General features: G+C 34.0%; 21 protein-coding genes. 12 read left to right on the top strand and 9 right to left on the bottom strand.

From position 1 onward, the window contains the following. The first annotated feature begins 74 nt into the window (after positions 1 to 74). Positions 75 to 1,193 (top strand): glycoside hydrolase family 26 protein, encoded by a 1,119-nt coding sequence (locus DMZ43_RS05090; protein WP_187347843.1) that lies wholly within the window; start codon positions 75 to 77, stop codon positions 1,191 to 1,193. Here the strand turns inward: DMZ43_RS05090 and DMZ43_RS05085 are convergent. Next, on the bottom strand, positions 1,190 to 1,846 hold the full coding sequence (locus DMZ43_RS05085; protein ID WP_129759917.1) for a hypothetical protein: 657 nt from the start codon (positions 1,844 to 1,846) through the stop codon (positions 1,190 to 1,192). The genes DMZ43_RS05090 and DMZ43_RS05085 overlap by 4 nt on opposite strands. A 107-nt stretch (positions 1,847 to 1,953) precedes the next feature. Here DMZ43_RS05085 and DMZ43_RS05080 point away from each other — a divergent pair, with 107 nt between their 5' ends. The 3 genes from DMZ43_RS05080 to DMZ43_RS05070 all read left to right on the top strand — a co-directional run bounded on the left by DMZ43_RS05080 (position 1,954) and on the right by DMZ43_RS05070 (position 5,594). Further along, a complete protein-coding gene (locus tag DMZ43_RS05080) occupies positions 1,954 to 3,288 on the top strand; it encodes an aspartate kinase (protein WP_131506491.1) in 1,335 nt (444 codons plus the stop codon). Between the two features lie 68 nt (positions 3,289 to 3,356). Beyond that, positions 3,357 to 3,626: a helix-turn-helix domain-containing protein gene (locus DMZ43_RS05075; protein WP_131506490.1), complete on the top strand. Its 270-nt coding sequence runs from the start codon at positions 3,357 to 3,359 to the stop codon at positions 3,624 to 3,626. After that, positions 3,627 to 5,594 carry a DUF2075 domain-containing protein gene (locus tag DMZ43_RS05070; RefSeq protein ID WP_131506489.1) on the top strand — a complete coding sequence of 656 codons (1,968 nt, stop codon included), beginning with the start codon at positions 3,627 to 3,629 and terminating at the stop codon, positions 5,592 to 5,594. On the opposite strand, the gene DMZ43_RS05065 is transcribed toward DMZ43_RS05070, so the two are convergent. Beyond that, on the bottom strand, positions 5,586 to 5,972 hold the full coding sequence (locus DMZ43_RS05065) for a (deoxy)nucleoside triphosphate pyrophosphohydrolase (RefSeq protein WP_255421382.1): 387 nt from the start codon (positions 5,970 to 5,972) through the stop codon (positions 5,586 to 5,588). The genes DMZ43_RS05070 and DMZ43_RS05065 overlap by 9 nt on opposite strands. A gap of 8 nt (positions 5,973 to 5,980) precedes the next feature. Further along, positions 5,981 to 7,273: an aminopeptidase P family protein gene (locus DMZ43_RS05060; protein ID WP_131506487.1), complete on the bottom strand. Its 1,293-nt coding sequence runs from the start codon at positions 7,271 to 7,273 to the stop codon at positions 5,981 to 5,983. Positions 7,274 to 7,539: 266 nt separating this feature from the next. Between DMZ43_RS05060 and DMZ43_RS05055 the strand changes: the two genes are divergently transcribed. From DMZ43_RS05055 to DMZ43_RS05020, 8 genes are all read left to right on the top strand, one after another. After that, positions 7,540 to 10,383: a glycosyl hydrolase gene (locus DMZ43_RS05055; protein ID WP_131506486.1), complete on the top strand. Its 2,844-nt coding sequence runs from the start codon at positions 7,540 to 7,542 to the stop codon at positions 10,381 to 10,383. Then, complete coding sequence (locus DMZ43_RS05050; RefSeq protein ID WP_131506485.1) at positions 10,383 to 11,225, top strand: AraC family transcriptional regulator; 843 nt, start codon at positions 10,383 to 10,385, stop codon at positions 11,223 to 11,225. Before DMZ43_RS05055 ends, DMZ43_RS05050 begins: the two co-directional genes overlap by 1 nt. Before the next feature lie 100 nt (positions 11,226 to 11,325). Beyond that, positions 11,326 to 12,540: an alpha/beta hydrolase-fold protein gene (locus DMZ43_RS05045; RefSeq protein WP_161566733.1), complete on the top strand. Its 1,215-nt coding sequence runs from the start codon at positions 11,326 to 11,328 to the stop codon at positions 12,538 to 12,540. 47 nt (positions 12,541 to 12,587) lie between these two features. Further along, the gene (locus tag DMZ43_RS05040; protein ID WP_131506483.1) at positions 12,588 to 13,457 is read left to right on the top strand and encodes a hypothetical protein; all 870 of its coding nucleotides are present in this window, start codon (positions 12,588 to 12,590) and stop codon (positions 13,455 to 13,457) included. A gap of 102 nt (positions 13,458 to 13,559) precedes the next feature. Beyond that, positions 13,560 to 14,234, top strand: a complete 675-nt coding sequence (locus tag DMZ43_RS05035; RefSeq protein WP_131506482.1) for a succinate dehydrogenase cytochrome b subunit — start codon at positions 13,560 to 13,562, stop codon at positions 14,232 to 14,234. A gap of 10 nt (positions 14,235 to 14,244) precedes the next feature. Next, complete coding sequence (locus DMZ43_RS05030; RefSeq protein ID WP_131506481.1) at positions 14,245 to 16,257, top strand: fumarate reductase/succinate dehydrogenase flavoprotein subunit; 2,013 nt, start codon at positions 14,245 to 14,247, stop codon at positions 16,255 to 16,257. A gap of 8 nt (positions 16,258 to 16,265) precedes the next feature. After that, a complete protein-coding gene (locus DMZ43_RS05025) occupies positions 16,266 to 17,012 on the top strand; it encodes a succinate dehydrogenase/fumarate reductase iron-sulfur subunit (protein WP_129759902.1) in 747 nt (248 codons plus the stop codon). Positions 17,013 to 17,119: 107 nt separating this feature from the next. After that, positions 17,120 to 18,892, top strand: a complete 1,773-nt coding sequence (locus tag DMZ43_RS05020) for a DNA mismatch repair protein MutS (RefSeq protein WP_131506480.1) — start codon at positions 17,120 to 17,122, stop codon at positions 18,890 to 18,892. 64 nt (positions 18,893 to 18,956) lie between these two features. Here the strand turns inward: DMZ43_RS05020 and DMZ43_RS05015 are convergent, their stop codons facing one another. The 6 genes from DMZ43_RS05015 to DMZ43_RS04990 all read right to left on the bottom strand — a co-directional run bounded on the left by DMZ43_RS05015 (position 18,957) and on the right by DMZ43_RS04990 (position 26,192). Beyond that, positions 18,957 to 19,970 (bottom strand): phytase, encoded by a 1,014-nt coding sequence (locus tag DMZ43_RS05015; RefSeq protein WP_131506479.1) that lies wholly within the window; start codon positions 19,968 to 19,970, stop codon positions 18,957 to 18,959. A gap of 4 nt (positions 19,971 to 19,974) precedes the next feature. Next, complete coding sequence (locus DMZ43_RS05010; protein ID WP_131506478.1) at positions 19,975 to 22,812, bottom strand: TonB-dependent receptor; 2,838 nt, start codon at positions 22,810 to 22,812, stop codon at positions 19,975 to 19,977. 157 nt (positions 22,813 to 22,969) lie between these two features. Then, a complete protein-coding gene (locus DMZ43_RS05005; protein ID WP_131506477.1) occupies positions 22,970 to 24,544 on the bottom strand; it encodes a tetratricopeptide repeat protein in 1,575 nt (524 codons plus the stop codon). A gap of 141 nt (positions 24,545 to 24,685) precedes the next feature. Then, positions 24,686 to 24,946, bottom strand: a complete 261-nt coding sequence (gene rpmA / locus DMZ43_RS05000) for a 50S ribosomal protein L27 (protein ID WP_129759897.1) — start codon at positions 24,944 to 24,946, stop codon at positions 24,686 to 24,688. Positions 24,947 to 24,988: 42 nt separating this feature from the next. After that, complete coding sequence (gene rplU, locus DMZ43_RS04995) at positions 24,989 to 25,654, bottom strand: 50S ribosomal protein L21 (protein WP_131506476.1); 666 nt, start codon at positions 25,652 to 25,654, stop codon at positions 24,989 to 24,991. 82 nt (positions 25,655 to 25,736) lie between these two features. Beyond that, on the bottom strand, positions 25,737 to 26,192 hold the full coding sequence (locus tag DMZ43_RS04990; protein WP_131506475.1) for a DUF4199 domain-containing protein: 456 nt from the start codon (positions 26,190 to 26,192) through the stop codon (positions 25,737 to 25,739). Positions 26,193 to 26,379 lie beyond the last annotated feature (187 nt).

Genomic DNA, 26,379 nt, shown 5'->3' with positions numbered 1-26,379 from the left:
ATAAAGAAATGCAAAGATAGTGTTATGGGAGAATACTTAAAACCTTTAATTTTGAACCTATACCTTATTTTATTATGAAATCACTTTCGCTATTTGTTCTTTTATCCTTATTAATGTTTAGTTGTTCAAAAAATCCAACCAATCATTTAATAGACAAAAACGCTACTGCCGAAACCATAAATCTTTTTAATAATTTAAAAGAAACTTCTAAAAAACACATTCTCTTTGGACACCAACATGCCACTGAATATGGTCATGGCTGGAAAGGAGATAAAGACCGAAGTGATGTAAAATCTGTTGTAGGTTCTCATCCAGCAGTTATAGGTGTAGATTTTATAAATTTTTCAGGGATTAGCGAACGTAGGACACAACAAGTAATGCATGAATTGAAAAAAAATGTAGAAGACACTTACAATAGAGGAGGAATTACCACAATTGCATGGCATTTTAATAATCCTGTTTCTGGAGGTGGCTTTTACTGGAAAGATTCTATCTCAAAACCTGCTGTAAAATATATTATTCCTGGTGGTGAAGCTCATCATGAGTATAAAAATATCCTTAAAAGAATTGGGTATTGGGCAAACACCCTAAAAGGAGCTGATGGAAAATCGGTTCCTGTCATTTTTAGACCTTTCCATGAGTTTGATGGCGATTGGTTTTGGTGGGGAAAACCTTATTGCTCAAAAGAAGAATTTATTAGTTTATGGCAATTTACCGTTAGCTACTTGAGGGACGAATTGGGTGTTCATAATTTTATTTATGCCTTTTCTCCTGATAACAGATTTACTACTGAAGAAGAATATTTAGAGCGTTATCCTGGTGATGAATGGGTAGATATGGTTGGAATGGACAACTATGCCGATTTAGGTCGTGACAGATACGATTTGGAAACTGCTGCCAAAAAACTAAAAATTGTTTCAGATTATGCAAAAAAGAAACACAAACTAGCTGCTTTTACCGAAACAGGATTAGAGTCCATCCCTAACACTACTTGGTGGACTGATACCTTACTACAGCTTTTAAAAGAAAACGACTTGGAGCTGTCTTATGTACTTGTGTGGAGAAACGACGAAAACAGTCCTACACATTACTATGCACCATTTCCTGGACAAGCAAGCGAAGAAAATTTTAAAGCCTTTTATAACGATGAATTTACACTGTTTGAAAACGATCTTAAAAGGATGTACGACTAACTTTTAAGACGTTTGATTACCGAAAAGGCTTTGTCAACCACTTCGTCTTCAACCAAAACCGTAAACTCGTTGGTAGTCGATACAACTTCATACAATGCGATACCTTCCCAAGCTAACCGTTTAAAAATTTGGTAATACAATCCTGTAACTTTTGAATTGTTCTCAGGAAGACTAATGCTTATTGCTGAAAGATGTTCTTTTAAACCTAGCAAGGTTTCATCTTTAAAATTTTCTTTTATATAAGCATTTTGAGAACTCGAAATGATAATATTACTCTCTAGAATTCCTCTAGTAAACGCATAAAACACATTACTTTGCGCATCAATATGTTGCAAAACCTTAGAATGACTTAGTATAAGTGTTTTAGAATTTTGAAATGTAAAATCACTTAAATTAGACCTCACAGTAATGTCTCCCAAACTTTCTATAACTCGTTTTAATCGTGGTGAATTTCCTAGATCTTTTGGTGGACTATAACGTCTTAACGCCATCATTATCGCTCCTGTTTTTACAGGCTTTCTAAGCATTTCACTTACAGGATCTGCCAATTCTTCTGCCAAAGCGGAATAGTTAATTATATTTCTAGACAAGGCTTCTTCTAAAAAAGGTTGCGCTACTAAAAGCTCTTCAACACAAGCTGCAATAGTTTTCATTTTGTTAATTATTTAACAGTGTGTGCAAATTTAGTTTAATTTTTTAAATTTCATGTGTTTAAACTGTTTTGAATATAGCTTTGCTTCAAAATTAATTGAACAAGACTATGCAAGTTTTAAAATTTGGCGGAACATCAGTTGGGTCTATTGAAAATATGACCAACGTAAAAAACATCATTAATGATGGCAACAGAAAAATTGTAGTGCTTTCAGCAATGTCTGGAACAACTAATGCGCTTGTGGCGATTTCTGAAGCTATAAAACACAATAATGCCAACCTAACACCTCAACTTATTGAGAATTTACGTTTAAAATATGTGGATGTCGTTAATGGTTTACTGCAAGATTCGCAATTACATAATGAAGCTCAAGATTATGTTCAATCCGTTTTTAAATCTTTGAGTCTTTGGGCTAAAGAAACTCATACTGAGTTATTGTATAACAGAATTGTATCTCAAGGTGAGCTTTTATCTACCTTTTTGTTCAGTAGATTTTTACAACAGGAAGGTATTAATGCACAGTTGATTTCAGCACTCGATTTTATGCGTATCGATAAAAGTCATGAACCAGATAATTTTTACATCAAACAAAACTTAACTCGTTGTATTGAGCAATTACCACAAGCAGACATTTACATTACACAAGGTTTTATTTGTTTGGATTCTGAAGGTGAAGTTGCCAACCTACAACGTGGTGGAAGCGATTATACTGCAACTATTATTGGAGCTGCAATTAATGCTACAGAAGTACAAATTTGGACAGATATTGACGGTTTTCATAATAACGACCCACGTTATGTTGAAGACACGCAAGCCATCTCAAACTTGTCATTTGACGAAGCTGCCGAATTAGCTTATTTTGGTGCTAAAATATTGCATCCGCAAACGGTTATGCCAATTAGAGAGCAAAACATTCCGTTGCGTTTAAAAAACACTATGGCTCCACAAGCTCATGGTACTTTAATCACAAATACTATTCATGGCGAAGGTATAAAAGCCATAGCAGCTAAAGATGGTATTACTGCTATAAAGATTAAATCGGCTCGTATGTTGTTAGCTCACGGATTTTTGAAAAAAGTCTTTGAGGTTTTTGAAAAATACGAAACTTCAATTGATATGATTACCACGTCTGAAATTGCAGTGTCGTTAACTATTGACGACACCTCTCACCTACAACACATCTCTGAAGAATTACAAAAATTTGCCTCAGTTGAAATAGACGACTACAGAACTATTGTTTGTTTAGTAGGCAACAACATTGTGTTTCATCCTGATACACCTAAACTGTTCCAGATTTTACAAGATGTTAATGTGCGTATGATTGCCTATGGTGGAAGTAATAATAATATATCACTATTGGTAAACACTAGCGACAAAGTAGAAACTTTAAAAAAGCTACAGCGTTATGTTTTGGAGGAAAGAGCTGATGTGATATTGAATTAAAAAAGGAAAGTCGAAATTGATACTTATTGTATGTTGAATACTGCATACAATAAGTATAGTTTTGATTTATGGTCAATCAATTTATACTTCATGAGTTTGGAGAGCGTATTCGCTTTTTGAGAACTCAAAAAAAACTTAGTCAAGAAGAATTATCCTTCATTACAGGCTTTCACAGAACATATATTGGAATGGTTGAGCGTGGAGAACGCAATATTTCGTTGACCAATATTTTAGTTTTCGCTAAAGCATTTGAATTACATGTTGACGAGTTGCTAGATTTTAAAGGCACTGACTCGAAATTATCCTTTAATGATTATCAATTTAAAAAGGATAATTAGATGAATAGAGCATATTATAAAAACTCAATAACCGATTTTTTAAAAGAAGACTCTAGTTTAATTCTTGGGGAATTAAGTTTAAATCACACAAATCGTTCTCTTGAAGATTTACAAAAAAATGCATGGGTTAAACAGATTGAAATCCTTAAAAAAGAATTGATAGGTTTAAGCGGTTCCTTGTATTTTGAATTTCAGATACCTAGAATGGGTAAACGTGTTGATAATATAATTATAGTTAATGATTATGTGTTTGTCTTAGAATTTAAGGTAGGTGATAATTCATTTGGAAAAAACGCGGAGTTACAAGTAATAGACTATTGCTTGGATTTAAAAAATTTTCATGAAGGAAGTCATTTTGCAAAATTAGTTCCGCTTCTAGTAGCAACCAACGCATATAATTCTGAATTTAATTTGGATGAGGTACTTAATCATAATCAAGTTGTAAAATGTAACCAAATAGGAATAAGAAATGCGATAAATTTAATTGCCAAGTCTTCTAATGAGGTAATTGATGTGTCTGAATGGGAGAATTCAATTTACAAGCCAACACCTACAATTGTTGAAGTTGCTCAAGCACTTTACAAAGGGCATAAAGTAGAAGAAATATCAAGACATGATTCAGGTAACATAAATCTTAATAAGACATCAAATTATATTAGCAATGTAATTGAGGAGTCTAAGCAAAATAGTAAAAAGTCTATCTGTTTTATTACAGGAGTTCCTGGAGCTGGAAAAACTTTGGCTGGTTTAAGTATAGCTAATGATAGAATGCGCTCGCAAGAAGATGAACATGCTGTTTTTTTGTCTGGAAATGGTCCTTTGGTTGAAGTGTTACGTGAAGCTTTAGCCAGAGACTATGTAATAACATCTAAAGAAAAAGGGGAACGCGTTACAAAAGATGAAGCAAAGAGAAGAACGAATGCTTTTATTCAGAATATCCATCACTTTAGAGATGAATACCTAAAATATAACATTGAGCCAACAGAAAAAGTAGTTGTTTTTGATGAAGCGCAAAGAGCTTGGTCTAAAGAGCAGGTACGCTCTTTTATGAAACGGAAGAAGGGTATTGAAAATTTTGAAATGTCAGAGCCAGAGTTCCTAATTGATGTAATGAATAGGCACAAAGATTGGTGTACTATTGTTTGCTTGATTGGAGGAGGTCAAGAAATTAATACTGGAGAGGCTGGTCTAGAAGAATGGATAAGCGCATTTGAAAAAAACTATAAAAATTGGGAAATTCATTTTTCAAACTCAATAATTAATAGTTCAAATTATATAAAAGAAGAAAAGCAAAGAATTTGGTTAAGAGAAAATGGAGTCTCTGAAACTGATTTACACTTAGCTGTTTCTGTTCGCTCATATAGGTCAGAAAAAGTTTCAGAATTTGTCCATCAGTTATTAGAATTAAATAAAGTTAGAGCAAAAGTTCTTTATTCAGAAATAAAAAAACCATTCCCTATTTACTTAACAAGGAATGTGGAAGTTGCTAAAAAATGGTTAAGGCAGCAAAGTAAAGGAACAGAAAGGTATGGATTAGTAGCTTCTTCGGGTTCAAGAAGATTAAAAGCTATAGGAGTAAATGTGAAAAATGAAATTTCTGCGCCAAATTGGTTTTTAAATCCAAGTGAAGATATTCGTTCATCTTATTTTTTAGAAGATGTTGCAACTGAATTTGATATACAAGGTTTAGAAATTGATAGAACATGTTTGATTTGGGGAGCTAATTTCTATTTGCAAAATGATGATTGGGTATACCAAAACTTTAAGGGCAGTAAATGGCAAAATATAAACAAAGAAGTTGATAAAGAGTATCTTAAAAACTCTTATAGAGTCTTGTTAACAAGGGCTAGACAGGGAATGATTATTTGTGTTCCTGATGGTTCTGATACTGACCATACAAGACCAAAGAACTTCTATGATAATACTTATGATTATTTGAAAGAAGTCGGAATAGAAGAATTAAAGTGATAAAAATTCATTTAAAATTGGGATATCAGCTTCTGCCCAATCCAAATCTAGTAATTCTTCTTTTTTGGCTAAAATAAAATTAGAATGTTCTTTCAAAACTAAATCTCCTGTTAGGTAATTAGCAACAAAGGGAATTAATTTTATTTTGAAATTAGGATATTCATGTGTAACAGGAGTCAATCGTTTTAATATCTGAATTTCAATATTTAATTCTTCTTTAATTTCTCTTTTTACGCAATCAATTTCAGTTTCGTTGGGTTCTAACTTGCCACCTGCAAATTCCCATTTTAAAGGAAGTTTCATGTTTTTGCTTCTTTGAAAAGCATAAACTTTATCATCCCTTAAGATGATAGCGCAAGTGACAAATATAGCTTTCAATATTTTTACTACGAATTCATCAACTCCTCAATTTCTTCTGCTTCAATTGGGATATTACCCATTAAGTTAAAAGGTTCACCTTGTTCTTGTATTACTACATCATCTTCCAAACGAATACCAAACCCTTCATCTGGAATATAAATACCAGGTTCTACGGTAAAGACCATGTTGGCTTGCATTGGTTCGTGCAGTAAACCATAATCGTGCGTATCTAAACCAATATGGTGACTTGTACCATGCATAAAGTATTTTTTGTACGCTGGCCAATCAGGATTTTCGTTTTGCACATCGGCTTTATCCAATAATCCAAGACCCAATAATTCAGAGGTCATAAGTTTACCAACTTCCACATGGTAGTCTGCCCAAATAGCTCCTGGAACCAATAGTTTAGTTGCTTCATTTTTAACACGCAACACTGCATTGTAAACCGCTTTTTGGCGTTCGGTGTACTTTCCGTTTACAGGAATGGTTCTACTTAAATCACTTGAATAATTAGCATACTCAGCAGCAGTATCAAACAAAATTAAATCACCATCTTTACACTGTTGATTGTTTTCAATGTAGTGTAAAACATTAGCATTATTTCCTGAAGCGATAATTGGTGTATACGCAAAACCTTTAGAACGATTTCTTAAAAATTCGTGCATCATTTCGGCTTCAATCTCAAACTCCCAAACACCAGGTTTCACAAATCCTAATACTCTACGAAACGCTTTTTCGGTAATATTACAAGCCTGCTGCATGAGTTCAATTTCAATAAGATCTTTTACCGAGCGTAAACGCTGTAAAATAGGATTACTCTTAGCTACTGAATGCGCAGGATATTTATCTTTAAGCCATTTAGTAAAACGGTCTTCGCGTGTTTCAGTTTCTACATTGGCTCTGTAATGTTCATTAGTATTTATATAAACGGTATCGCATTGCGTCATGACTTCGAACATAATTTTCTCTAAGTCTTGTAACCAATACACGGTTTTGATTCCGCTAGTAGTAAAAGCGGCTTCTTTAGTTAGTTTTTCACCTTCCCAAACTGCAATATGCGCGTTGGTTTCTTTTAAGAATAACATTTCACGATGCTTAGGATTTGGACAATCAGGGAAAAGCACTAAAATGCTTTCTTCCTGGTCTACTCCGCTTAAATAAAAAATATCTCTATGTTGTTCAAAAGGCATCGTGCTATCTGCACTTATAGGATAGATGTCGTTGCTATTAAAAACCGCCAAACTACTTGGTTTCATTTGCGACATAAAATTTTTACGGTTTTTTATAAAAAGTTTGCTATCTATTGGGTGATATTTCATAAGAAAAATTTATTTTTTTATTCCCTTGAAAACGGGAATCTTATTAATATTTAGTTATCTGTCACGCTGAATTTATCTAACTGTTTTTCTATTAGATTAAAGCTTTAGATTCGACAAGCTCAACTAGACAATAACGTTTCATTTTTTCAAAAATAAGCAAACAAAAACGCAAGCCCAAGCATGTTATGATATTCTGTTAAACTTTTAATCCAAATTTTGCAACTAGCAGTATTATCGTTAATTTTCATTCCAAGAAAACCAACATCATGAAATTTAAAAACACGCTCTTCTTAAGTACAGCCCTTTTTTCTCTTTTATGCTTTAGCCAACAACCTTCAACCAATGCTGATGTTGTTGAAAAAGCGCTTCAACAAAAAAACAAATTAACTCAAAACTCATTGGTTAAAAACATTGTTTTTGAAAATATTGGACCAACAGTTATGAGTGGTCGTGTTACTGATGTTGATGTCAACCCTAATGACCCAACCGAGTTTTATGTGGCTTATGCCTCAGGAGGTGTTTGGCATACAACAAACAACGGTTCAACCTTTACACCAATTCTAGATAATGCAAACACACAAAACGTTGGAGATATTGCAGTAGACTGGAACAACAAAACCATATGGGTTGGTACAGGAGAAAATAATAGCTCTCGTTCATCTTATGCTGGAATTGGAATTTTAAAATCAACTGACAATGGTAAAAACTGGACCAATGTAGGTTTAAAAGATTCTCATCATATAGGGCGAATTCTTATAAACCCTAATAACCCTAACGAAGTTATTATTGGTGTTACAGGACATTTATACTCTCCTAATCAAGAACGCGGAATTTACAAAACTACTGATGGTGGAAATACATGGTCACAAAAATTATTTGTAGATGATATGAGTGGAATTATTGATGTGCAACATTCTCCTAACAATTTCAATATCATGTATGCTGCATCATGGACTAAAGACAGAAAAGCTTGGAATTTTGATGGAAGCGGAAATAATTCTGCAATATATAAAAGTACTGATGCTGGAGAAACCTGGACTAAAATTTCAACTGAAAAAAGTGGTTTTCCAACAGGAACAGGAGTAGGTAGAATTGGTTTAGCTGTATTTAATGACAATGTCGTTTATGCATTGCATGACAGTCAATTCCGAAGAACTTCTGAAGGTAAAAAAGAAACTTCAAACACGCTTTCAAAAGACGATTTTAAAACCATGACCACTGATGCGTTTTTAAAACTTGACGACAAAAAGCTAAACGAGTATTTAAAAACCAACGGTTTTCAAGAAAAGTACAGAGCACAAAACGTAAAGCAACTGGTAAGCAGTGGTACTGTAAAACCAATTGACTTAGCAAGATATCTTGATGATGCTAACTCCATGTTATTTGACACTCCTGTTGTTGGAGCTGAAGTCTACAAAAGTGAAGATGGTGGAGCAACTTGGAAAAAAACTCACAAAAATTACATTGACGATTTATACTATAGTTATGGTTATTATTTTGGAGAAATACGTGTTGACCCTCAAGATGTAAATGGTATTTACATTTTAGGCGTACCAATTTTAAAATCAAAAGATGGTGGAGCAACTTTTAAATCTATTAGTGCAGAAAACGTTCATAGCGATCACCAAGCACTTTGGGTAAACCCTAAAAAATCTGGTCATTTAATTAATGGTAATGATGGTGGTTTAAACATGAGCTATGACGATGGTGAAAGTTGGGAAAAACTTAATGTAAATTCAGTAGGCCAGTTTTATACTATCAATGTAGATAATGCAAGTCCTTATAACGTTTATGGAGGATTGCAAGACAATGGTGTTTGGGTTGGGTCTCATACTGCAAGAGAAGATAAAAGTTGGCATCAAAGTGGTCAATATCCATGGAAAAGCATCATGGGAGGAGATGGTATGCAAGTACAAATTGACAGTAGAAACCACAATATCGTTTACACTGGTTATCAATTTGGAAACTATTTTAGATTGAATCTAGAAACTAACGACCAAGCTTACATTCAACCAAAACACGAATTAGGAGAAAACCCTTATCGTTTTAACTGGCAAACGCCTATTTTACTATCACCTCACAATCAAGACATCTTGTATTTAGGAGGAAACAAGTTAATGCGCTCCATGAATCAAGGAACCGATTGGCAAGCCATAAGTGGTGATTTAACCAATGGTGGAAAAAAAGGAAATGTTGCCTACGGAACCTTAACAACTATTAGCGAGTCACCTTTTCAATTCGGACTAATTTACACAGGTAGTGATGATGGTCTAGTACAAATCACTAAAGATGCTGGCGGAAGTTGGCAAAACATATCAAGCACATTCCCTAAAGACCTTTGGGTAAGTCGTGTTATTGCTTCGCAACACAAAAAAGAACGTGTTTATGCTACGTTGAATGGTTATCGTTGGGACGACTTTAAAGTGTATGCCTATATGAGTAACGACTATGGAAAAACTTGGGAAAATATTGGTTCAAACATTCCTGCTTCTCCAGTAAACGTTATTAAAGAAGATCCTAAAAACGAAAACATCCTGTACTTAGGAACCGATAATGGAGCCTATGTCTCTTTTGATATGGGAAGCTCATGGGAAGCGTTTAGTAATGGCTTACCTAATGTTGCTGTTCATGATATTGTTATTCAACCTGAAGCAAATGATTTACTATTAGGAACGCATGGTCGTAGCATCTATAAAACCAATATTGCGCATTTACAGCAAATGAATTCTAAAATGCAAACCAATGCTATCACCTTATTTGATGTAAACGATGTAAGACACTCTTCGCGTTGGGGAAGTTCTTGGGGACAATGGTACGACGCTTTTGAACCTGAAATTGAAATTGCATTTTATTTAAACTCATCTGAACCTAAGAACATAAAAATTGTATCAGAAAATAATTCTGAATTAAATACTATTAAAGTCACTTCAAGTAAAGGATTCAATTACGCTAGCTACGATTTAACTATAACCGAAAAAGGCAAAAAAGCATTAGAAAAAGAAAACTCTAGCTTAGACATTAACAAATCTGAAAACGGAAAGTACTATTTACCAAAAGGAACTTATACTGTTCAAATTGATGGCACAAGTACTAAGTTTGAAATAAAATAATGCATGAAAACGAACACTATTTTACTGTAAAACCAAATAATAAGGCTTTACAGCAATACATTGCATATTATTATTTTAATGCCTCTAATACTGAAGGTTTTGTTAAGTCGTACATTTTTTATCCACATTATAGAAATGCTATAACAGTATACAAGCAATCTAAAATTAGTTTCTCTGGTTCAGAGTCAAGAGTAACACCTTGTGCAAAACAATCTTTTGAGATTATTTATACTGGTATTCATTTAACTGCAAGATCAGGAATCATACAAGCGCCTTTTGATAAAATAGGAATTGTGTTTCAACCTCTAGGGTTGAATCATTTTTTGTCACAACCCTTATCAACAGTTATCACAGAGACTCCAAAAGTGAATTTTGATTATTTCGGAAAAGACTTCGAGCAATTACTAACTCAGGTTTACAGCACTAATTCAACTCATGAAAAAACAAACCTATTAGACGCTTTTTTCAGCTCTAAAATTACTCATTTCCAAGATGAGCTATTTTTAAAAGCTGTTGATTTACTATTCAAAACAGAGTTAAATATACAAGAGGTTTCAAATACTTTAGGAATCAACCGAAAAACCCTTTTGCGTTTATTTCAAAAACACTCAAATTGTTCTCCTAAAGCGTTTTCTACGCTCATAAAATTTAGAAAAGCAATTGACATTTATCAAAAGTACAAACCAGCTTTAACCGATTTGGCTTATCAAAACGACTATTATGATCAAGCCGATTTTATCAAACACTTTAAAAAAGTAACTGGATTTAACCCAAAAGCGTTTTTTGGCAATTTATCTCATCTTGGTACAGAAGATACCTTTTGGACTATTTTAAACTCGTAACATCTCAAATTTTATAGATTGAGGCATTGTCCCATTTCTACAATTTTTTAATCATAACAACTGCTAGTTTTGCTTTATGATTATAAACCTCATCCCATCAATGAAACGAACAATTGCATTTATTATCGTGCTTTTTTTAAGCTATTCAACAGCAGCTCAACAATATTCAGGCACTTCAAAAACACATACAATCACATCTAAAGTTTTTGAAGACGCTCGCGAAATAAGAGTGTTTTTACCGTATTCATACACTGCACCGCAAGGGCAAACTTATCCTACTATTTACTTATTTGACGCACAATTTGACGCCATGTTTGATATGACTAGTGGTATTACAGATTACTTGGCTCAAATTGGTGAACTTACCGAGTTTATAATTGTTGGTATTAAAACCAAACATAGACCTAGAGAATTTACACCAAAAAGTATCGATGAACGCACTGTTTCTGATTGGGAAAACACTGAAATTGGTAAAGCCTATCTATTGGAAAATTATTTACTACAAGAGGTGTTCCCGCTTGTTGAATCATCATATAGAACAAAGCCTTTGCGTTTAGCTATAGGTCATTCTTTAGGCGGAACTTTTGTGCTGAATTCTATATTATCGCATCCCGAAATGTTCAAAGGCATTATTGCAATTAGTCCAAACGTTTCCTACGATTATGAGCAATTAGTGCATCGATTTGATGCTTATTTCAAAACTCACGACACACTCAACAAATTCATTTTTGTAAGCGCAGGAACTGTTGGAAATATGGAAAATAGATTTGCTGCATCATTAAAAAAATTGGATGATGTTATTTCCTATCATAAACCAAAAGGTCTTAAATACAACTACAAAGTCTTTCAAGATGAAAACCACTCTACTTCTCCTTTACCAACAATATCACAAGGACTCATGGCTTTTGGCGACCTTTGGGTAATGAGCGAAACTCAAAAACAAAATTATTTAAACGATGATAAACAAAGCTTTTTAAGTCATCTTAAAGCATTTTATTCTGACTTGTCCAATTGGGCAGGATTTGAAGTTTTGCCCACTGTTGATGAAGCTAATATGTTTGGCTATGATTGTTTAAATAAAGATCCAAAAGCTGCTCTCAACGTTTTTGATTGGGCTTTAAATCTCTATCCAAATGATGCAAACTTACATGATAGTAAAGCAGAAGCTTATGAAAAAAACGGAGACTTAAAAAATGCAAAATTATACTACAAAAAAGCCTTAAACGTTCTAGAAAAAAATAAAGCAACATTGCATCCTGAAGACTATGCGTTTTATCTTGAAACGTTCACAGAGCATTTAAAAAAATTGGATTAAACGTACTTTTCTTAGTATTTTAGAGTTATAAAGAAAAACCAAATCTTATGAAAACTCTAAATCTTTTTACTTGTTTAATGTGTTTGCTCTTGTTTGCGTGCAGTGAAGATAATGATGACAACCAACAAGCAAACAACCCTAATTTAGTCATAAAACTAAAATTTGACCCAAACCAAGAACGATTAAACAATATTGGAGAACCAGCAACCATTCCATCAGGAAATGCTGCACAGTCGCCAAACGTAAACCGTATGAGTGCCAACTATATTGAATTGGCTCCTGGAGCATTTACAGCGCTTGGTGATGGTGAAGTTATTTTTTCAGGAGACGAAACAACTGCTGGAGGAAACAATGCAATTAACTTCCAAAATGCTCAGTTTGCTGGTGACAATGAAACCTTTTTAACTATCCCTCTAAGTGATGTCACAGCAGGAACTTATGAGTGGGTTCGTGTCTCATTAGCTTACCAAGAAGGAGAAATTGATTTTCTATTAAATGGAACAGATTATACTGGTACCTTAGGTAGTTTTGTAGGCTACAATACCTATATCACATCTTTTGATTTGAATGGTGAAACCATAGACGTAAACGGAAATAGACTACAAGGTTTTTGGGCTTTTGAAGCCGAAGGGTTTGTTACCCAAGGGCAAGCTCCAGAAGGTGCTACAACAGTTCCAAACCCATTATTTGACTCATCACCTATACCTCAAGGGTCTTGTGTGGTTACTGGTGAGTTTGAAAATGGATTTACTATAACAGGAAATGAAACCCAAGATATTGTAGTAACACTTTCATTTTCAATAAACAACAGTTTTGAATGGACCGAAGTTAATGCTGACGGAAAATACGAACCAAGTGCTGGAGAGCAAGTGGTTGATATGGGACTTCGTGGGTTAATTCCTATGGTTTCAAATTAATTTCTGTTTAAAATCATTCTAAATACACAATTATAACGTTTGAGCTTTGTCTAAAACAGCAATGTAGCTTATCTTTGTTGGGATAAAAATTAAACTTCAACAATGAGCGGAATTCTAAATTCTTCGATTGGAAGAAAATTTGCCATGGCACTTTCGGCATTCTTCCTTATGATTTTCTTATTACAGCATTTTGCAATTAATATTCTTTCTGTTTTTAGTGCAGACGCATTTAACGAAACTTCTCATTTTATGGGAACGTTTTGGGCTGTACAGTATTTATTGCAACCTGTATTAATTTTTGGTGTAATCTTTCACTTTGTGATGGGTTTTGTATTAGAAATTAAAAACAACAAAGCAAGACAAATAAGCTACGCTAAAAACAATGGAGCTGCAAATTCATCTTGGATGAGCCGCAACATGATTTGGAGTGGTTTAGCAATTTTAGCTTTTATAGTGCTTCACTTTATTGATTTCTGGATTCCGGAGATTAATACAAAATATATTGTTGGTGATATGTCTGGTATGCACAATGGTGAGTTCAGATACTTTCACGAATTAGTAGAAAAATTCCATAGTCCACTTCGTGTTGGAGCTTATGTAGTAGCATTTGTGTTTTTAGCATTGCACTTACTGCATGGTTTTAATTCGGCATTTCAATCGGTTGGTGCTAACAACAAGTACACAAAAGGATTGAAAACATTTAGTAAAATTTATGCAATAGGTATTCCAGCAGGATTCATCTTTATTGCATTGTTTCATCATTTAACAGGACATTAAAATATCTAATATGGCTTTAGATTCTAAAATACCTCAAGGTCCAATTGCAGACAAATGGACAAATTATAAAAATCATATCAATCTTGTTAACCCAGCAAACAAGCGTCTTATTGATGTTATTGTTGTTGGTACAGGATTAGCAGGTGGTTCTGCTGCTGCAACTTTAGCAGAGCTAGGCTACAATGTAAAAGCATTTTGCTTTCAAGATTCACCAAGACGTGCGCACTCTATTGCGGCTCAAGGTGGTATTAATGCAGCAAAAAACTATCAAGGTGATGGTGATTCTACATACCGATTATTTTACGATACTGTAAAAGGTGGAGATTACCGTTCTCGTGAAGCAAACGTATACCGTTTGGCTGAGGTTTCAGCAAATATTATTGACCAATGTGTGGCACAAGGTGTGCCTTTTGCACGTGAGTATGGTGGACTTTTAGACAACCGTTCTTTTGGTGGTGTATTAGTATCGCGTACGTTTTATGCAGCAGGTCAAACAGGTCAGCAGTTATTATTAGGTGCTTACTCTGCTATGAACCGCCAAATTGGTCGTGGAAAAATAAAAATGTACAACCGTCACGAAATGCTAGATGTTGTTATCGTTGATGGTAAAGCACGTGGAATTATAACACGTAACTTAATTACAGGAGAAATAGAAAGACATTCAGCGCACGCTGTTGTTTTAGGAACAGGTGGTTATGGTAACGTATTCTTCTTATCAACTAATGCGATGGGAAGTAATGTTACGGCAGCTTGGAAAGCGCACAAACGTGGTGCTTACTTCGCTAACCCTTGTTATACACAAATTCACCCAACATGTATTCCGGTTTCTGGAGATCATCAGTCTAAACTAACGTTAATGTCTGAATCTTTAAGAAATGATGGTCGTATTTGGGTACCAAAACACATGAAAGATGTAGAAGCTATTAGAGCTGGTCAATTAAAACCAACACAAATAGCTGAAGAAGATAGAGATTATTACCTAGAGCGTCGTTATCCAGCGTTTGGTAACCTTGTACCTCGTGATGTTGCTTCTCGTGCAGCTAAAGAGCGTTGCGATGCTGGTTACGGAGTAAATGCAACTGGTGAAGCTGTTTATTTAGATTTTGCTTCGGCAATTCAACGTTACGGAAAAGAACAAGCGCACATTAAAGGTTTAGATGAAAACGATGCTGCTCTGGTTAAAAAATTAGGTCAAGAAGTTGTAAGAGTTAAGTATGGTAACTTATTCCAGATGTACGAAAAAATCGTAGATCAAAACCCATACGAAACACCAATGATGATTTATCCTGCGGTACACTATACCATGGGAGGAATTTGGGTAGATTATAACTTAATGACAACCGTACCTGGATTATATGCAATTGGTGAAGCTAACTTCTCTGATCATGGTGCTAACCGTCTTGGTGCTTCGGCATTAATGCAAGGTTTAGCTGATGGTTACTTTGTATTACCATACACCATTGGAGATTATTTAGCTGATGATATTAGAACAGGACCTATTTCTACAGACTCTAAAGAGTTTGAAGAAGCAGAGAAAAATGTAAAAGATAGAATAGCAAGTTTAATCAACAATAACGGATCACATTCTGTAGATTATTTCCACAAGAAATTAGGAAAAATCATGTGGAACAAAGTAGGAATGTCTCGTAACGAAAAAGGATTAAAAGAAGCTATTGAAGAGATTTCAACACTTCGTAAAGAGTTCTGGGCAGATGTAAAAGTTCCAGGAACAGCTGATGAATACAACGAAGAACTTGCAAAAGCAGGTCGTGTTGCAGACTTTTTAGAATTAGGAGAATTATTTGCTAAAGATGCTTTACACAGAACAGAATCTTGTGGAGGTCACTTTAGAGAAGAATCTGTTGAAGAAGACGGTCCTCAAAAAGGTGAAGCAAAACGTGATGACGAAAACTTTACGTATGTAGCAGCTTGGGAATACAAAGGAGAACCTAAAGATGCAGTGCTTCATAAAGAAGACTTGGAATTTAAAGATATTGAATTAAAACAACGTTCGTATAAATAAGAAAGACTATGAATTTAACGTTAAAAATTTGGCGTCAGAAGAACGCAAGCGATAAAGGAAAAATGGTAGATTATCCAGTAAGTGATATTTCACCAGATATGTCTTTCCTTGAAATGTTAGATGTTTTAAACGAACAACTTATTGAGCAAGGTGAGCAACCTGTAGCTTTCGACCATGACTGTCGTGAAGGTATTTGTGGTATGTGTTCTCTATATATCAATGGAGAAGCACATGGTCCTGATCGTGGTGTAACAACATGTCAGTTACACATGCGTATGTTTAAGGATGGTGACACTATTACAATAGAGCCATTTAGAGCAACAGCTTTCCCTGTAATTAAGGATTTAGTTGTAGATAGAAGTGCTTTTGATCGTGTACAGCATGCAGGTGGATTTATTTCTGTAAATACCTCTGGTAATACGATTGATGCTAATGCCATTCCTGTAAATAAGCACGATGCAGATGATGCCTTTGCTGCTGCAACATGTATTGGATGTGGTGCTTGTGTAGCGAGTTGTAAAAACTCGTCAGCAATGCTATTTGTTGGTGCTAAAGTATCACAGTTTGCATTATTACCACAAGGTCAAGTTGAAGCAACTGATCGTGTACTAAACATGGTGAAGCAAATGGACGAAGAAGGCTTTGGTAACTGTACTAATACAGGTGCATGTGAAGTGGAGTGTCCAAAAGGTATTTCTCTTGAAAACATTGCTCGTATGAACCGCGAATACTTAAAAGCGGCTTTTAAAGGCTAAAACTGAAGCTGTCAGACTGAGCTTGTCGAAGTCTGCAAACGTATATAAAATCAAAAAATCCCAAGGTAAATTTATATCTTGGGATTTTATTTTGAATAAAAATTTAAATGCAAGACCCAAATAAATTTTACAGAACTCAGTTAGAGCAGCATAAATCAGAATCAAAACGCATTTATAAACAAATGGGATTATACAGTGTGCTTAGGCTTACTGTATTTTTGTTGGCTGTCTTTGGTATCTATCTAACCTATCAAAACTGGCAAGTTGCAGCAATTATAGCTGTGGTTGGCATTGCTGTGTTTCTGTTTTTATTATCCAGACATACAGATCTTAAAACCAAACGCGAACTACACAAACGTTTAGCCACTATTAATGAAGATGAAATTAAAATAGCTTTTGGCGATTTTCATGATAGAGCAGATGGAAAAGTATTTCAAAATCCTGCTCATGCCTATAGTTTAGATATCGATTTGTTTGGAAGAGGTTCTTTCTTTCAATACATCAACAGAACAACTATAAATGAAGGCACGCAATCGCTTGTTAATTGTTTGTTGGCAAACGATATTACTAATATAGAAGCACGACAAAATGCGATTAAAGAATTAGCTAATGAGCCTCAATGGAGGCAATATTATTCTGGTGTAGCTCAAGGTGTAAAAGTGGAACATTCTGCAAAATCCATTATTGAATGGCTAAAGGATTACAAACCATTTTTAAACGCAACAATATATTGGTTAACAATAAGTTTTAGTGTAGCTTCAGTAGCGCTGTTGGTCTTAGGTTTTACTGAAATTATTCCAATAAAATATGCTGGATATTGGCTGCTTTTAGGCTTAGCGATTACTGGAAGATTTTTAAAATCAATCAATAATGTTGCCCAAAACACCGAAAAAGCTAAGGATTCGTTTAGACAATATGCTTTATTACTGAAAGAAATTGAACAGAAAGAATTTCAGTCTGAGTTATTGCAACAACAGCAACAAAAAATACAATCCGAAGGTGAAAAAGCCTCACAAATATTTACAAAATTCTCAAAAGCTTTAGACGCCTTAGATAACCGAAATAACTTTATCTCAGCCATTTTTGGAAATGGGTATTTGCTTTGGGATATAAGGCAAACGTATCGCATAGAGCAATGGATAATCAAGTATGCGCACAAGGTTGAGGATTGGTTTGAAGTGGTGACGTTTTTTGATGCGTACAACACTTTAGGTAACTACGCTTACAATCATCAAGACTTTAGTTATCCTGAAATTACTTCAGAAAATATTACAATTAAAGCAGATAGTTTAGGACATCCTTTGTTGAATGCTGAAAAAAGAATTGATAGCGATTTAGAATTGTTACGAGAGCAGTTTTTTATCGTTACAGGTGCAAATATGGCAGGTAAAAGTACGTTTTTAAGAACTGTTGCGCTTCATATAGTTATGGCAAATGTTGGTTTGCCTATTTGTGCGAAAACAAGTAAATACAAGCCGATTAAACTCATTACAAGTATGCGTACTACAGATTCGTTGACAGATGATAGTTCATACTTTTTTAGTGAATTAACACGACTAAAATTTATTGTAGACACTATTGCTGAAGATAAAAACTATTTTGTGATTTTAGATGAAATCTTAAAAGGTACCAATTCTACTGACAAAGCCATTGGCTCAAGAAAGTTTGTAGAAAAATTAGTGGGTCAAAAAGCAACAGGAATTATTGCTACGCACGATTTAAGTCTTACCGAAATTGAAACCGAATTAGAGGCCGTAAAAAACTATTACTTTGATGCTGAAATTAAAAACGACGAACTCTTTTTTGATTACAAACTAAAGAAAGGCGTTTGCCAAAACATGAACGCGAGTTTCTTATTGAAAAAGATGGAAATTGTATAATAAAAAACCCTTTCCAAAAAATTAGGAAAGGGCTCTTAATCAATTTAAAAAAATAACTCAGCGATTATTTTAACTTTAGAGAATCTAAGGCGTGATAGAAAAAGTCCTGTTGGTCATTCATAGATACAAACAATCCGTTTGGAAACTTTTTACCAAGGGATTCTGTTACTACATCGCAACCATCGGTTTCTATCGTTCCTAAGTTTATCGTTTTAACAAAACTATTATCACTTCTTTTAAAAATATTGAAGCTGTGATCTTGCTGGTTAGACACAATTAAAAATCCATTATCTCCACCGTAAGTTGCTATAGCAATACCTTCAATATCATCTTTAAAATACTCACTACCAAACAATGCTATTTCTTTATCTCCTTGTTTTGGATCAGCATGGTATTTTCTAATTCCAACACCTTCATCAGAATAATACACATATCCTAAAGCATCGTCAACAGCAATAGCTTCAATTTCTTTTTGTCCACTAAAAGTTCCTAGCTTTCTCAATAAATTAGCATGTACTCCCAATGAATCACTTACCAAAGCATATTGATAAAGATAGCCTTGAGTTGGTCCTGCTTTTCTGCTTACAAATGCTGAAACTTCACCTGTTTTTGGGTTTTTATAGATTGAAATTCCCATAGGTCTTTTCATTTCAATATTGGTTTCATCAGTAAACACTTTATAACCTCCATTATCTAAAGGTTTCATATCTGGAACTGAGTATAAACGGATTTGGTTTTTCTCTCTTTCAGTAAACATCATAATATCTGTTTCAGTAGAATCAGTCAATTTAAAACCATACTCTATATCAACATTATTAGGATAGCTAATTCCTGTAAGGCTTTTTTCTTTTATAATTTTTCCGTCTAAATCAAAAGCATAAACACCTCCATTTACCTCATCTTTATCGGTTCCAAAGACAATACTTTGCTCAGGATTTTCACGATTTATCCATATTGCTGGATCATCACTATCGTGTGGTAGTTTTTCGGTTTTTAGTGTTGGCGCAACTTCTGGTAATCCGTTTCCACAAGAAAACAGTACTAAAGCAATAGCGCCTAATATAAATGTGTTCTTCATCTTCTTACTTCTTAAACAAATCATACTTTAAACCAAATGTTAAACGCTTTTCGTAGTATTCCATTTGCATAGTTCTACTACTTACACCTTGATAATAACGTAATGGTTGGTTGGTAATGTTGTTGATGTTAAGGTATAAACTCAAGTTTTTGTTGATAGCAACATTTGCATTAAAATCTAAGAAAAGTTGCTCATCATAATATCTATCTTCAAACGCATTTCCACCAATTTCATCAATGTAAGCATCTGAATAGTTAGCTGATAAACGTAAACTAAAGTTTTTACCTGCATACCCTAAAGAACCATTGAACATGTTAGGTGCTGTTTGTGGTAAATCTAAGTCTGTACGCTCTTCACCATCTTCATTACGAATACCATCTGTACTAGATGTTAAGTACGTATAGTTTAAGTAAACACTAAAGTTCTTTGCAAATCCTGGAAGGAAATCTAAACGACGTTGAAAAGAAACCTCAGCTCCAAATACTGATGCATCGTCACCATTTAATGGCTGGTATACTTCGAATCCATCTTCGTTTTCACTTTGGAAAGTGTACACAAAATCTTGAATATCTTTATAGAATAATCCTCCTGAAATGATACCTACTGATTTAAAATAGTGCTCAGCCATAACATCAAAGTTCATAGATGTTGTTGGGTCTAACTCAGAGTTTCCTAAGAAAATTTCTTCGTCTTCGTTATTGATTTCTCTATAAGGTACTAAATCAACATAATTAGGTCTAGCTAAAGTATTCGTCCACGCAAAACGTAATATTGTGTTGTCGTTAAGGTTATACTTAAAATGAACACCTGGTAAAATATTAGTATATGAGTTTTTGTCTTTTACAACGTTAATCCCTGAAATATCTCCTTCAGTATCAAACTCAAGTTCATTTCCTTCACTTTCAATAGAAGTGTGCTCCAATCTTACACCTGCTAATACGCTTAACTTATCTGATAAATCTTGGTTTAACATTGCGTAACCAGCATATACGTTTTCGTTTACATCAAAGTTTGCAGTAATATATTCTTCTGGAAGGTTTTCAGCTTCAAACAAGTTAGAGTCATTTAAGTTTAGACCTCCTAAAAATTCAGGGCTTGCAAAATTACCTACTTGGTATTGACCACCTGCAAGAAAATCAGAATCAGAATAGTTTCTTGTTGGTACCATTCCTAAAAACTCCAAAGCTCCAGTCTCGTCACTATATTCTGTAAAATCGTTTTCACGATTTTTATTTTTTAATCTGGTTTTTGCTCCAAATTTTAAGAACCCATCTCTACCGTTTACAACAGACATTGGTACTTGTGCATTAACAAATAAGTTAAAGTCTTTTTCTTCGGTATATTGGTTTTCTTCAGTTAATTCACCAAACTCAAAATCTTCATAATTAGCATCAGTTGCACTTACAGGTGAAAACAATGGTTTGTCTTGATTATTATTAAAGTTAACTGCATATTCACTTTCATACTCTAAATAACGCTCATTTAAACGCTCTTCTGAAGCTTTTGAAAACGAAGCCATCCAATCCATTTGAACTTTACCAAACAAGTGCTCACCACCTAAGCTGTAGTTTTGCATACGTTGGTCTTCTAATCTTGCATTTTTATTTCGCTTGCTGTCAATTCCTCCTTTTGATTGACGCTTAGCTTCTACAGGAAACATCGTTAAGTTTCCATTAGCATCAACCGAAAAATCTCCTGCTCCAATATCTTCACCATCTAAAATTTCGTGCTCTAACCTAAAGCGGTTTTCTCTATCATCTCTCCAGTTATAGATAGATTTAAAGTAAACTGTGTTATTCTTATCTAACTTATAATCTAAATTAGCTGAAAAACTTCTGCGCACACGTTGCACTAAATACTCTCTAATTTCAAATACGTTTGCATAAGGGTTTACGTCAACTTCTTCAAGGTTATCTTCATCTCCATTGTTAAACTCAAACTCATCAGTCCACTCTGCTTCAACATTGTCACTTCCAAAGTCGTTATCGTTGATAGATGCTGAAACCATCCATCCAAACTTATTGTTTTTGCTACGGTCTCCTACTAAGAAAGATCCGTTTAAAATTCTCTTGTCAGTAATAAAGTTAATACCAGAACCTGCTGTTGCAGATAAACGGAATCCTTGAGGTGACGTTTTAGTAATAAGGTTTACCGAACCACCAAGAGCATCTCCATCCATATCAGGAGTAACTGCTTTGTTTACCTCAATAGTTTGGATCATGTCTGAAGGAATTAAATCCATTTGTACGTTACGGTTATCGCCTTCAGCCGAAGGAATTCTGCTTCCGTTTAATGTTACTGAATTTAATTGAGGAGAAAGACCACGAACAATAATGTTACGCGCTTCACCTTGGTCAACCTGCATTGTAATACCAGGAATACGCTTTACTGCATCTCCAATATTGGCATCTGGGAATTTACCAATTTGATCAGTTGATACAATATTAGTAATGTTTGTTTTATTTTTTTGAGTGTTTAGTGCTCTGGCTTGACTTCCAAAACCATAAGCCACAACTTCTACTTCATCAAGCTCAGTGCTTTTAGAAGTTAGTGTAATGTTCAATTCTGTTGTTTGAGAAGCAGTCACTGTTACTTCTTGCTTAAAATCGGCATAACCCAAATATTTAATTAAAAGGTTATACGTGCCTTCAGGTATATCTACCATAGTAAATTTACCGTCAAAATCGGAAACGACAGCTTTTTTAAGCTCTTCAATCATTACAGTTGCTCCTGGAACTGTAATTCCGTTGTCATCTGTTATAATACCTTGTAGATTTCCTGACTGAGAAAACCCATAAAAGGATACAGATATAAATAATAGTAAAGTAAATAAATGTTTCATTGATAGGTTAATTTTGTTTTAGACAAAACTAGACCTAAGCCATGTTTTGTAGCTTTAGAATGTGTTAACAAATAGTAACTAACCCTTGAAAAACAACTATAAAACATAGCAACATTTACAATTACTTAACACTCGATAAAGATTTGGAAAACATTTCCTATAAATTGAGTAAGTAGGCTTGCAAATCGTCTTTGGAGTCTAACGGTAATTTTTTTCTTAGTCTGTATCGAGCAATTCTAACACTATCAGAAGTAATACGAAGTATCTCTGCGATTTCTTTAGATGATAAATTTAATCTTAGTAATAAGCATAAGCGCATTTCAGAAGAAGACAACTTTTCTAAAGCCGATTGTTTTAAAATTTTAAAAAACGCTGGATGAATTTGACCAAAATAACCCATAAGTTCTGTCCACTCATTATTATTGTTTAAGTCAGCTTCAATTTCACTTGCTAGTTCTTGTAATTTGGTTTTTACTAGCTCACTATTTCTTCCTTTTAATTTGGTAAGTGTTTTTGAAACATCAGAAAGCATTTTGTTTTTATGTGCAATGTGTAAACTATAATTAGTTAACGAAGACACTTTTATATCTATTTCGCGTTTTAGAGCTTGTTCTTCGGCTGTTTTTTTGTCTAAGTCGGCTTGCAGTAACTGTTGTTGATATTCTAAAATATGTTTCTCGTGTTTTCGTCTCTTTTTCCAGTACAAAAACCCAACTATAAGCGCTAAAATAATGGCTCCAGTAATAGTTAAGATAATATACTGTCTTACTTTATTAATCTGGTTTTGTTTGTTTAGAAGTTTAACTTCGGCTTCCTTTTCTTTTACCTCATATAATACTTGCATTGCACTTACTATTTCGGCATTGTTTTGTCTAAGTTCTTGTTCGTTAACTATGCTTTGGTTATTAAGGTAACTGTATGCTTTTTCATAATCTCCCAAATCAGCATAAGTTCTTGCTAAATCTTTTAAAGCACTTTCTATTTGAGATTCATTATTAGTTTTTTGAGCTAGCATTAAAGCTTGCTCAGTATACCCAAGCGCTTTACTATAATTACCTGTTTTACGATTGACATCACCAAGGTTATTAATGATGTTAATTTGAAGGTCGATTTCACTATTCTTAGCAAATGTATTTGCAGTTTTAAAATATTGATATGCTAAGTCATACTGCTCTAAGTCTTCATAAATGCTTCCAATATTTTCATTGGTGCTTGCTAAACCTGTACTGTCATTTAGCACATTAAAAATAGAAAGACTTAACTTTTGAAATTCTAAAGCCTTTTCATAATTACCTTGTTTTTCAGCTACACTACCCAACAAAGCATTTGCTTTTGCTTTTCCTCTTGAGTAATTTATGTCATCAGAAATTGTTAAGCTATTTTGCGCATACTTGCTGGCTTCACTATACTTTTTTAAATCAAGGTTTATTGTTGAAAGTGCATTTTGAATATAAACCAGTCCTGAATCTTTAGTTTTATGAATATCAAGATACGCTTGATAGTTCTTTATCGCTTCACTATAGAGTTCTAAGCGACTAAAAAAATCTCCTAGTTTAACATGTACTTGCGCTGTTTTTGAAGTGTTGGAACTGGTTTTAGCCAACTCAAGTTCCTTTTTTAAATCATATAACTTAGTGTCGATCTCATTTATAGTATTGATTGACATTTGAGCACAAAGAGACACAGATAAAAAAAAAGCAAATATTGTAATGGTTTGTTTATAAGTAGACAAAATGCAAACTATTTTATAAACCTATAAAGAAACGCTACAAGTGTTACCCAAACTTATTGTTTGTATGATGTTAATGTTATGAAATAAAAAAGCGGCTTAGAAATACATCTAGCCGCTTTAATTTTTTAAAAGAACTGTTTCTTAAGCCTCGAAAGGTTCTACAGAAACGTAAGATTTACCACCTTTTTTCTTTTCAAACTTTACAATACCATCTACTTTAGCGTGTAAAGTGTGGTCTTTCCCAGCATACACATTCTCTCCTGGATTGTGAGCTGTACCTCTTTGTCTTACGATGATGTTTCCAGCTACAGCAGCTTGACCACCAAAAATCTTAACACCTAATCGTTTCGATTCTGATTCTCTACCGTTCTTGGAACTACCTACTCCTTTTTTATGAGCCATTGTATTAAGGTTTTATATTGTTAATATTAAATGATACAGAAATTATTTTTCTATACCACCATCTAATTTGTCTTGTAATTCTTTTAATTCATCCCATTTTCCATCAGCTGCTAATTTAGCTTGCTTTGGCCAAGTGTCTGGTACATGACTACCACGAACGTCTGCGATGATTTCTGAAATTTGTTCTGGTTTAGCTTTAGCTAAATCTGCATAAGTTACAATACCAGCTTCAATTAAAGTTTCAGCGATTTTTGGACCAATACCTTCGATTTTCTTTAAATCGTCAGCTTTTCCTGCTGCTTTTTTTGGTGCAGCTTTAGCTTCTACTTTAGGTTCAGCTTTTTTAGTTTCTTTTTTTGGAGCTGCTTTCTCAGCTTTTTTAGCTGGCTTAGCTCCTGAAGCTACGATGCTTTCAATAACGATTTCAGATAAGGCTTGTCTGTGACCATTTTTTACACGGTAACCTTTTCTTCTTTTCTTTTTGAAAACAATAACTTTATCACCTTTTAGGTGCTTAACGACTTTTGCTCCTACTTGAGCTCCGTCTATAGCTGGGGCGCCTACAGTTACATTGTTACCATCACCAATTAAAAGAACGTTATCGAAAGAAACTTTCTCACCTTCTTCTGTTGCTAAACGGTTAACAAAAACTTTTTGGTCTTTTTCAACTTTAAATTGATGCCCTGCTATCTCTACAATTGCGTACATAGCGTAACGTTTAAGTTTGTGTTAATAATTTTACTCAAAAATGAGTGCAAATATACGCCTAAATCTTTAATCTACAAACCTTTTATGCTTTTTGAGAGATATTATAGCTTTTTTTGAGCAATTGCATGAATGTTAAGGTGAGCACAACGGTTGAAGCCAATCCTTCAATTAAGATAATAAACACTAAGATTCCAGTGCCTTCTCCATAGTTACTAAACCATTCTCCTAAAAGCGTTTCAGTAAATTTTGGGTCAATATGAAACATGTAAATAGCCATAAAAGCTGTAAATACAACTGTTCCTACAAAACCTGTAATTAATCCTGTTTTAAAACCGTCAATATAAGTAAAGCTGTCACTAACAGATAACTTATAATATTTTATGCCGTAATAAATACCTGTGGCCATGATAAGCCCATTAAAAAGTCTTAACCAAATATTCTCATGAAGATTAAACAATCTTACAAACAAAAAATAGGCTATTAAAGTTACCGCAATAAAAATTCCATATTTTAATGCTACCGAAAAAGATGTTTTCATAATATAAATGTTTGAAATCAAGTCCTTTAAATTTCGTGAAAATTTGCGTATATAAATAATTTTATGCCTCTTTTTTACATTTATTTCACACAATGCGTAGTATGATTTACTATTTTTGTGAAACTTGTAACATTTTTCGCAACTCGAAGACTTACAATTTATATTATAAACTAAAAACAAACTCACA

Source organism: Meridianimaribacter sp. CL38 (genome assembly GCF_004328055.1).
In the GTDB taxonomy this organism is placed as follows: Bacteria; Bacteroidota; Bacteroidia; order Flavobacteriales; family Flavobacteriaceae; genus Gaetbulibacter_B; species Gaetbulibacter_B jejuensis.
Note: the sequence above shows the minus strand (reverse complement) of the source record. Positions and strands in the feature narration are given on the sequence as shown.

What these genes read in the sequence shown, in the direction of transcription:
- DMZ43_RS05020 (WP_131506480.1), top strand. Translation starts at nt 17,120, where the DNA reads ATGCAAGACCCAAATAAATTTTACAGAACTCAGTTAGAGCAGCATAAA.
- DMZ43_RS05025 (WP_129759902.1), top strand. Translation starts at nt 16,266, where the DNA reads ATGAATTTAACGTTAAAAATTTGGCGTCAGAAGAACGCAAGCGATAAA.
- DMZ43_RS05015 (WP_131506479.1), bottom strand. Translation starts at nt 19,970, where the DNA reads ATGAAGAACACATTTATATTAGGCGCTATTGCTTTAGTACTGTTTTCT.
- DMZ43_RS05010 (WP_131506478.1), bottom strand. Translation starts at nt 22,812, where the DNA reads ATGAAACATTTATTTACTTTACTATTATTTATATCTGTATCCTTTTAT.
- DMZ43_RS05040 (WP_131506483.1), top strand. Translation starts at nt 12,588, where the DNA reads ATGAAAACTCTAAATCTTTTTACTTGTTTAATGTGTTTGCTCTTGTTT.
- rplU (WP_131506476.1), bottom strand. Translation starts at nt 25,654, where the DNA reads ATGTACGCAATTGTAGAGATAGCAGGGCATCAATTTAAAGTTGAAAAA.
- DMZ43_RS05035 (WP_131506482.1), top strand. Translation starts at nt 13,560, where the DNA reads ATGAGCGGAATTCTAAATTCTTCGATTGGAAGAAAATTTGCCATGGCA.
- DMZ43_RS05090 (WP_187347843.1), top strand. Translation starts at nt 75, where the DNA reads ATGAAATCACTTTCGCTATTTGTTCTTTTATCCTTATTAATGTTTAGT.
- DMZ43_RS05070 (WP_131506489.1), top strand. Translation starts at nt 3,627, where the DNA reads ATGAATAGAGCATATTATAAAAACTCAATAACCGATTTTTTAAAAGAA.
- DMZ43_RS05085 (WP_129759917.1), bottom strand. Translation starts at nt 1,846, where the DNA reads ATGAAAACTATTGCAGCTTGTGTTGAAGAGCTTTTAGTAGCGCAACCT.
- DMZ43_RS05050 (WP_131506485.1), top strand. Translation starts at nt 10,383, where the DNA reads ATGCATGAAAACGAACACTATTTTACTGTAAAACCAAATAATAAGGCT.
- DMZ43_RS04990 (WP_131506475.1), bottom strand. Translation starts at nt 26,192, where the DNA reads ATGAAAACATCTTTTTCGGTAGCATTAAAATATGGAATTTTTATTGCG.
- DMZ43_RS05075 (WP_131506490.1), top strand. Translation starts at nt 3,357, where the DNA reads ATGGTCAATCAATTTATACTTCATGAGTTTGGAGAGCGTATTCGCTTT.
- DMZ43_RS05055 (WP_131506486.1), top strand. Translation starts at nt 7,540, where the DNA reads ATGAAATTTAAAAACACGCTCTTCTTAAGTACAGCCCTTTTTTCTCTT.
- DMZ43_RS05045 (WP_161566733.1), top strand. Translation starts at nt 11,326, where the DNA reads ATGAAACGAACAATTGCATTTATTATCGTGCTTTTTTTAAGCTATTCA.
- DMZ43_RS05060 (WP_131506487.1), bottom strand. Translation starts at nt 7,273, where the DNA reads ATGAAATATCACCCAATAGATAGCAAACTTTTTATAAAAAACCGTAAA.
- DMZ43_RS05030 (WP_131506481.1), top strand. Translation starts at nt 14,245, where the DNA reads ATGGCTTTAGATTCTAAAATACCTCAAGGTCCAATTGCAGACAAATGG.
- DMZ43_RS05080 (WP_131506491.1), top strand. Translation starts at nt 1,954, where the DNA reads ATGCAAGTTTTAAAATTTGGCGGAACATCAGTTGGGTCTATTGAAAAT.
- rpmA (WP_129759897.1), bottom strand. Translation starts at nt 24,946, where the DNA reads ATGGCTCATAAAAAAGGAGTAGGTAGTTCCAAGAACGGTAGAGAATCA.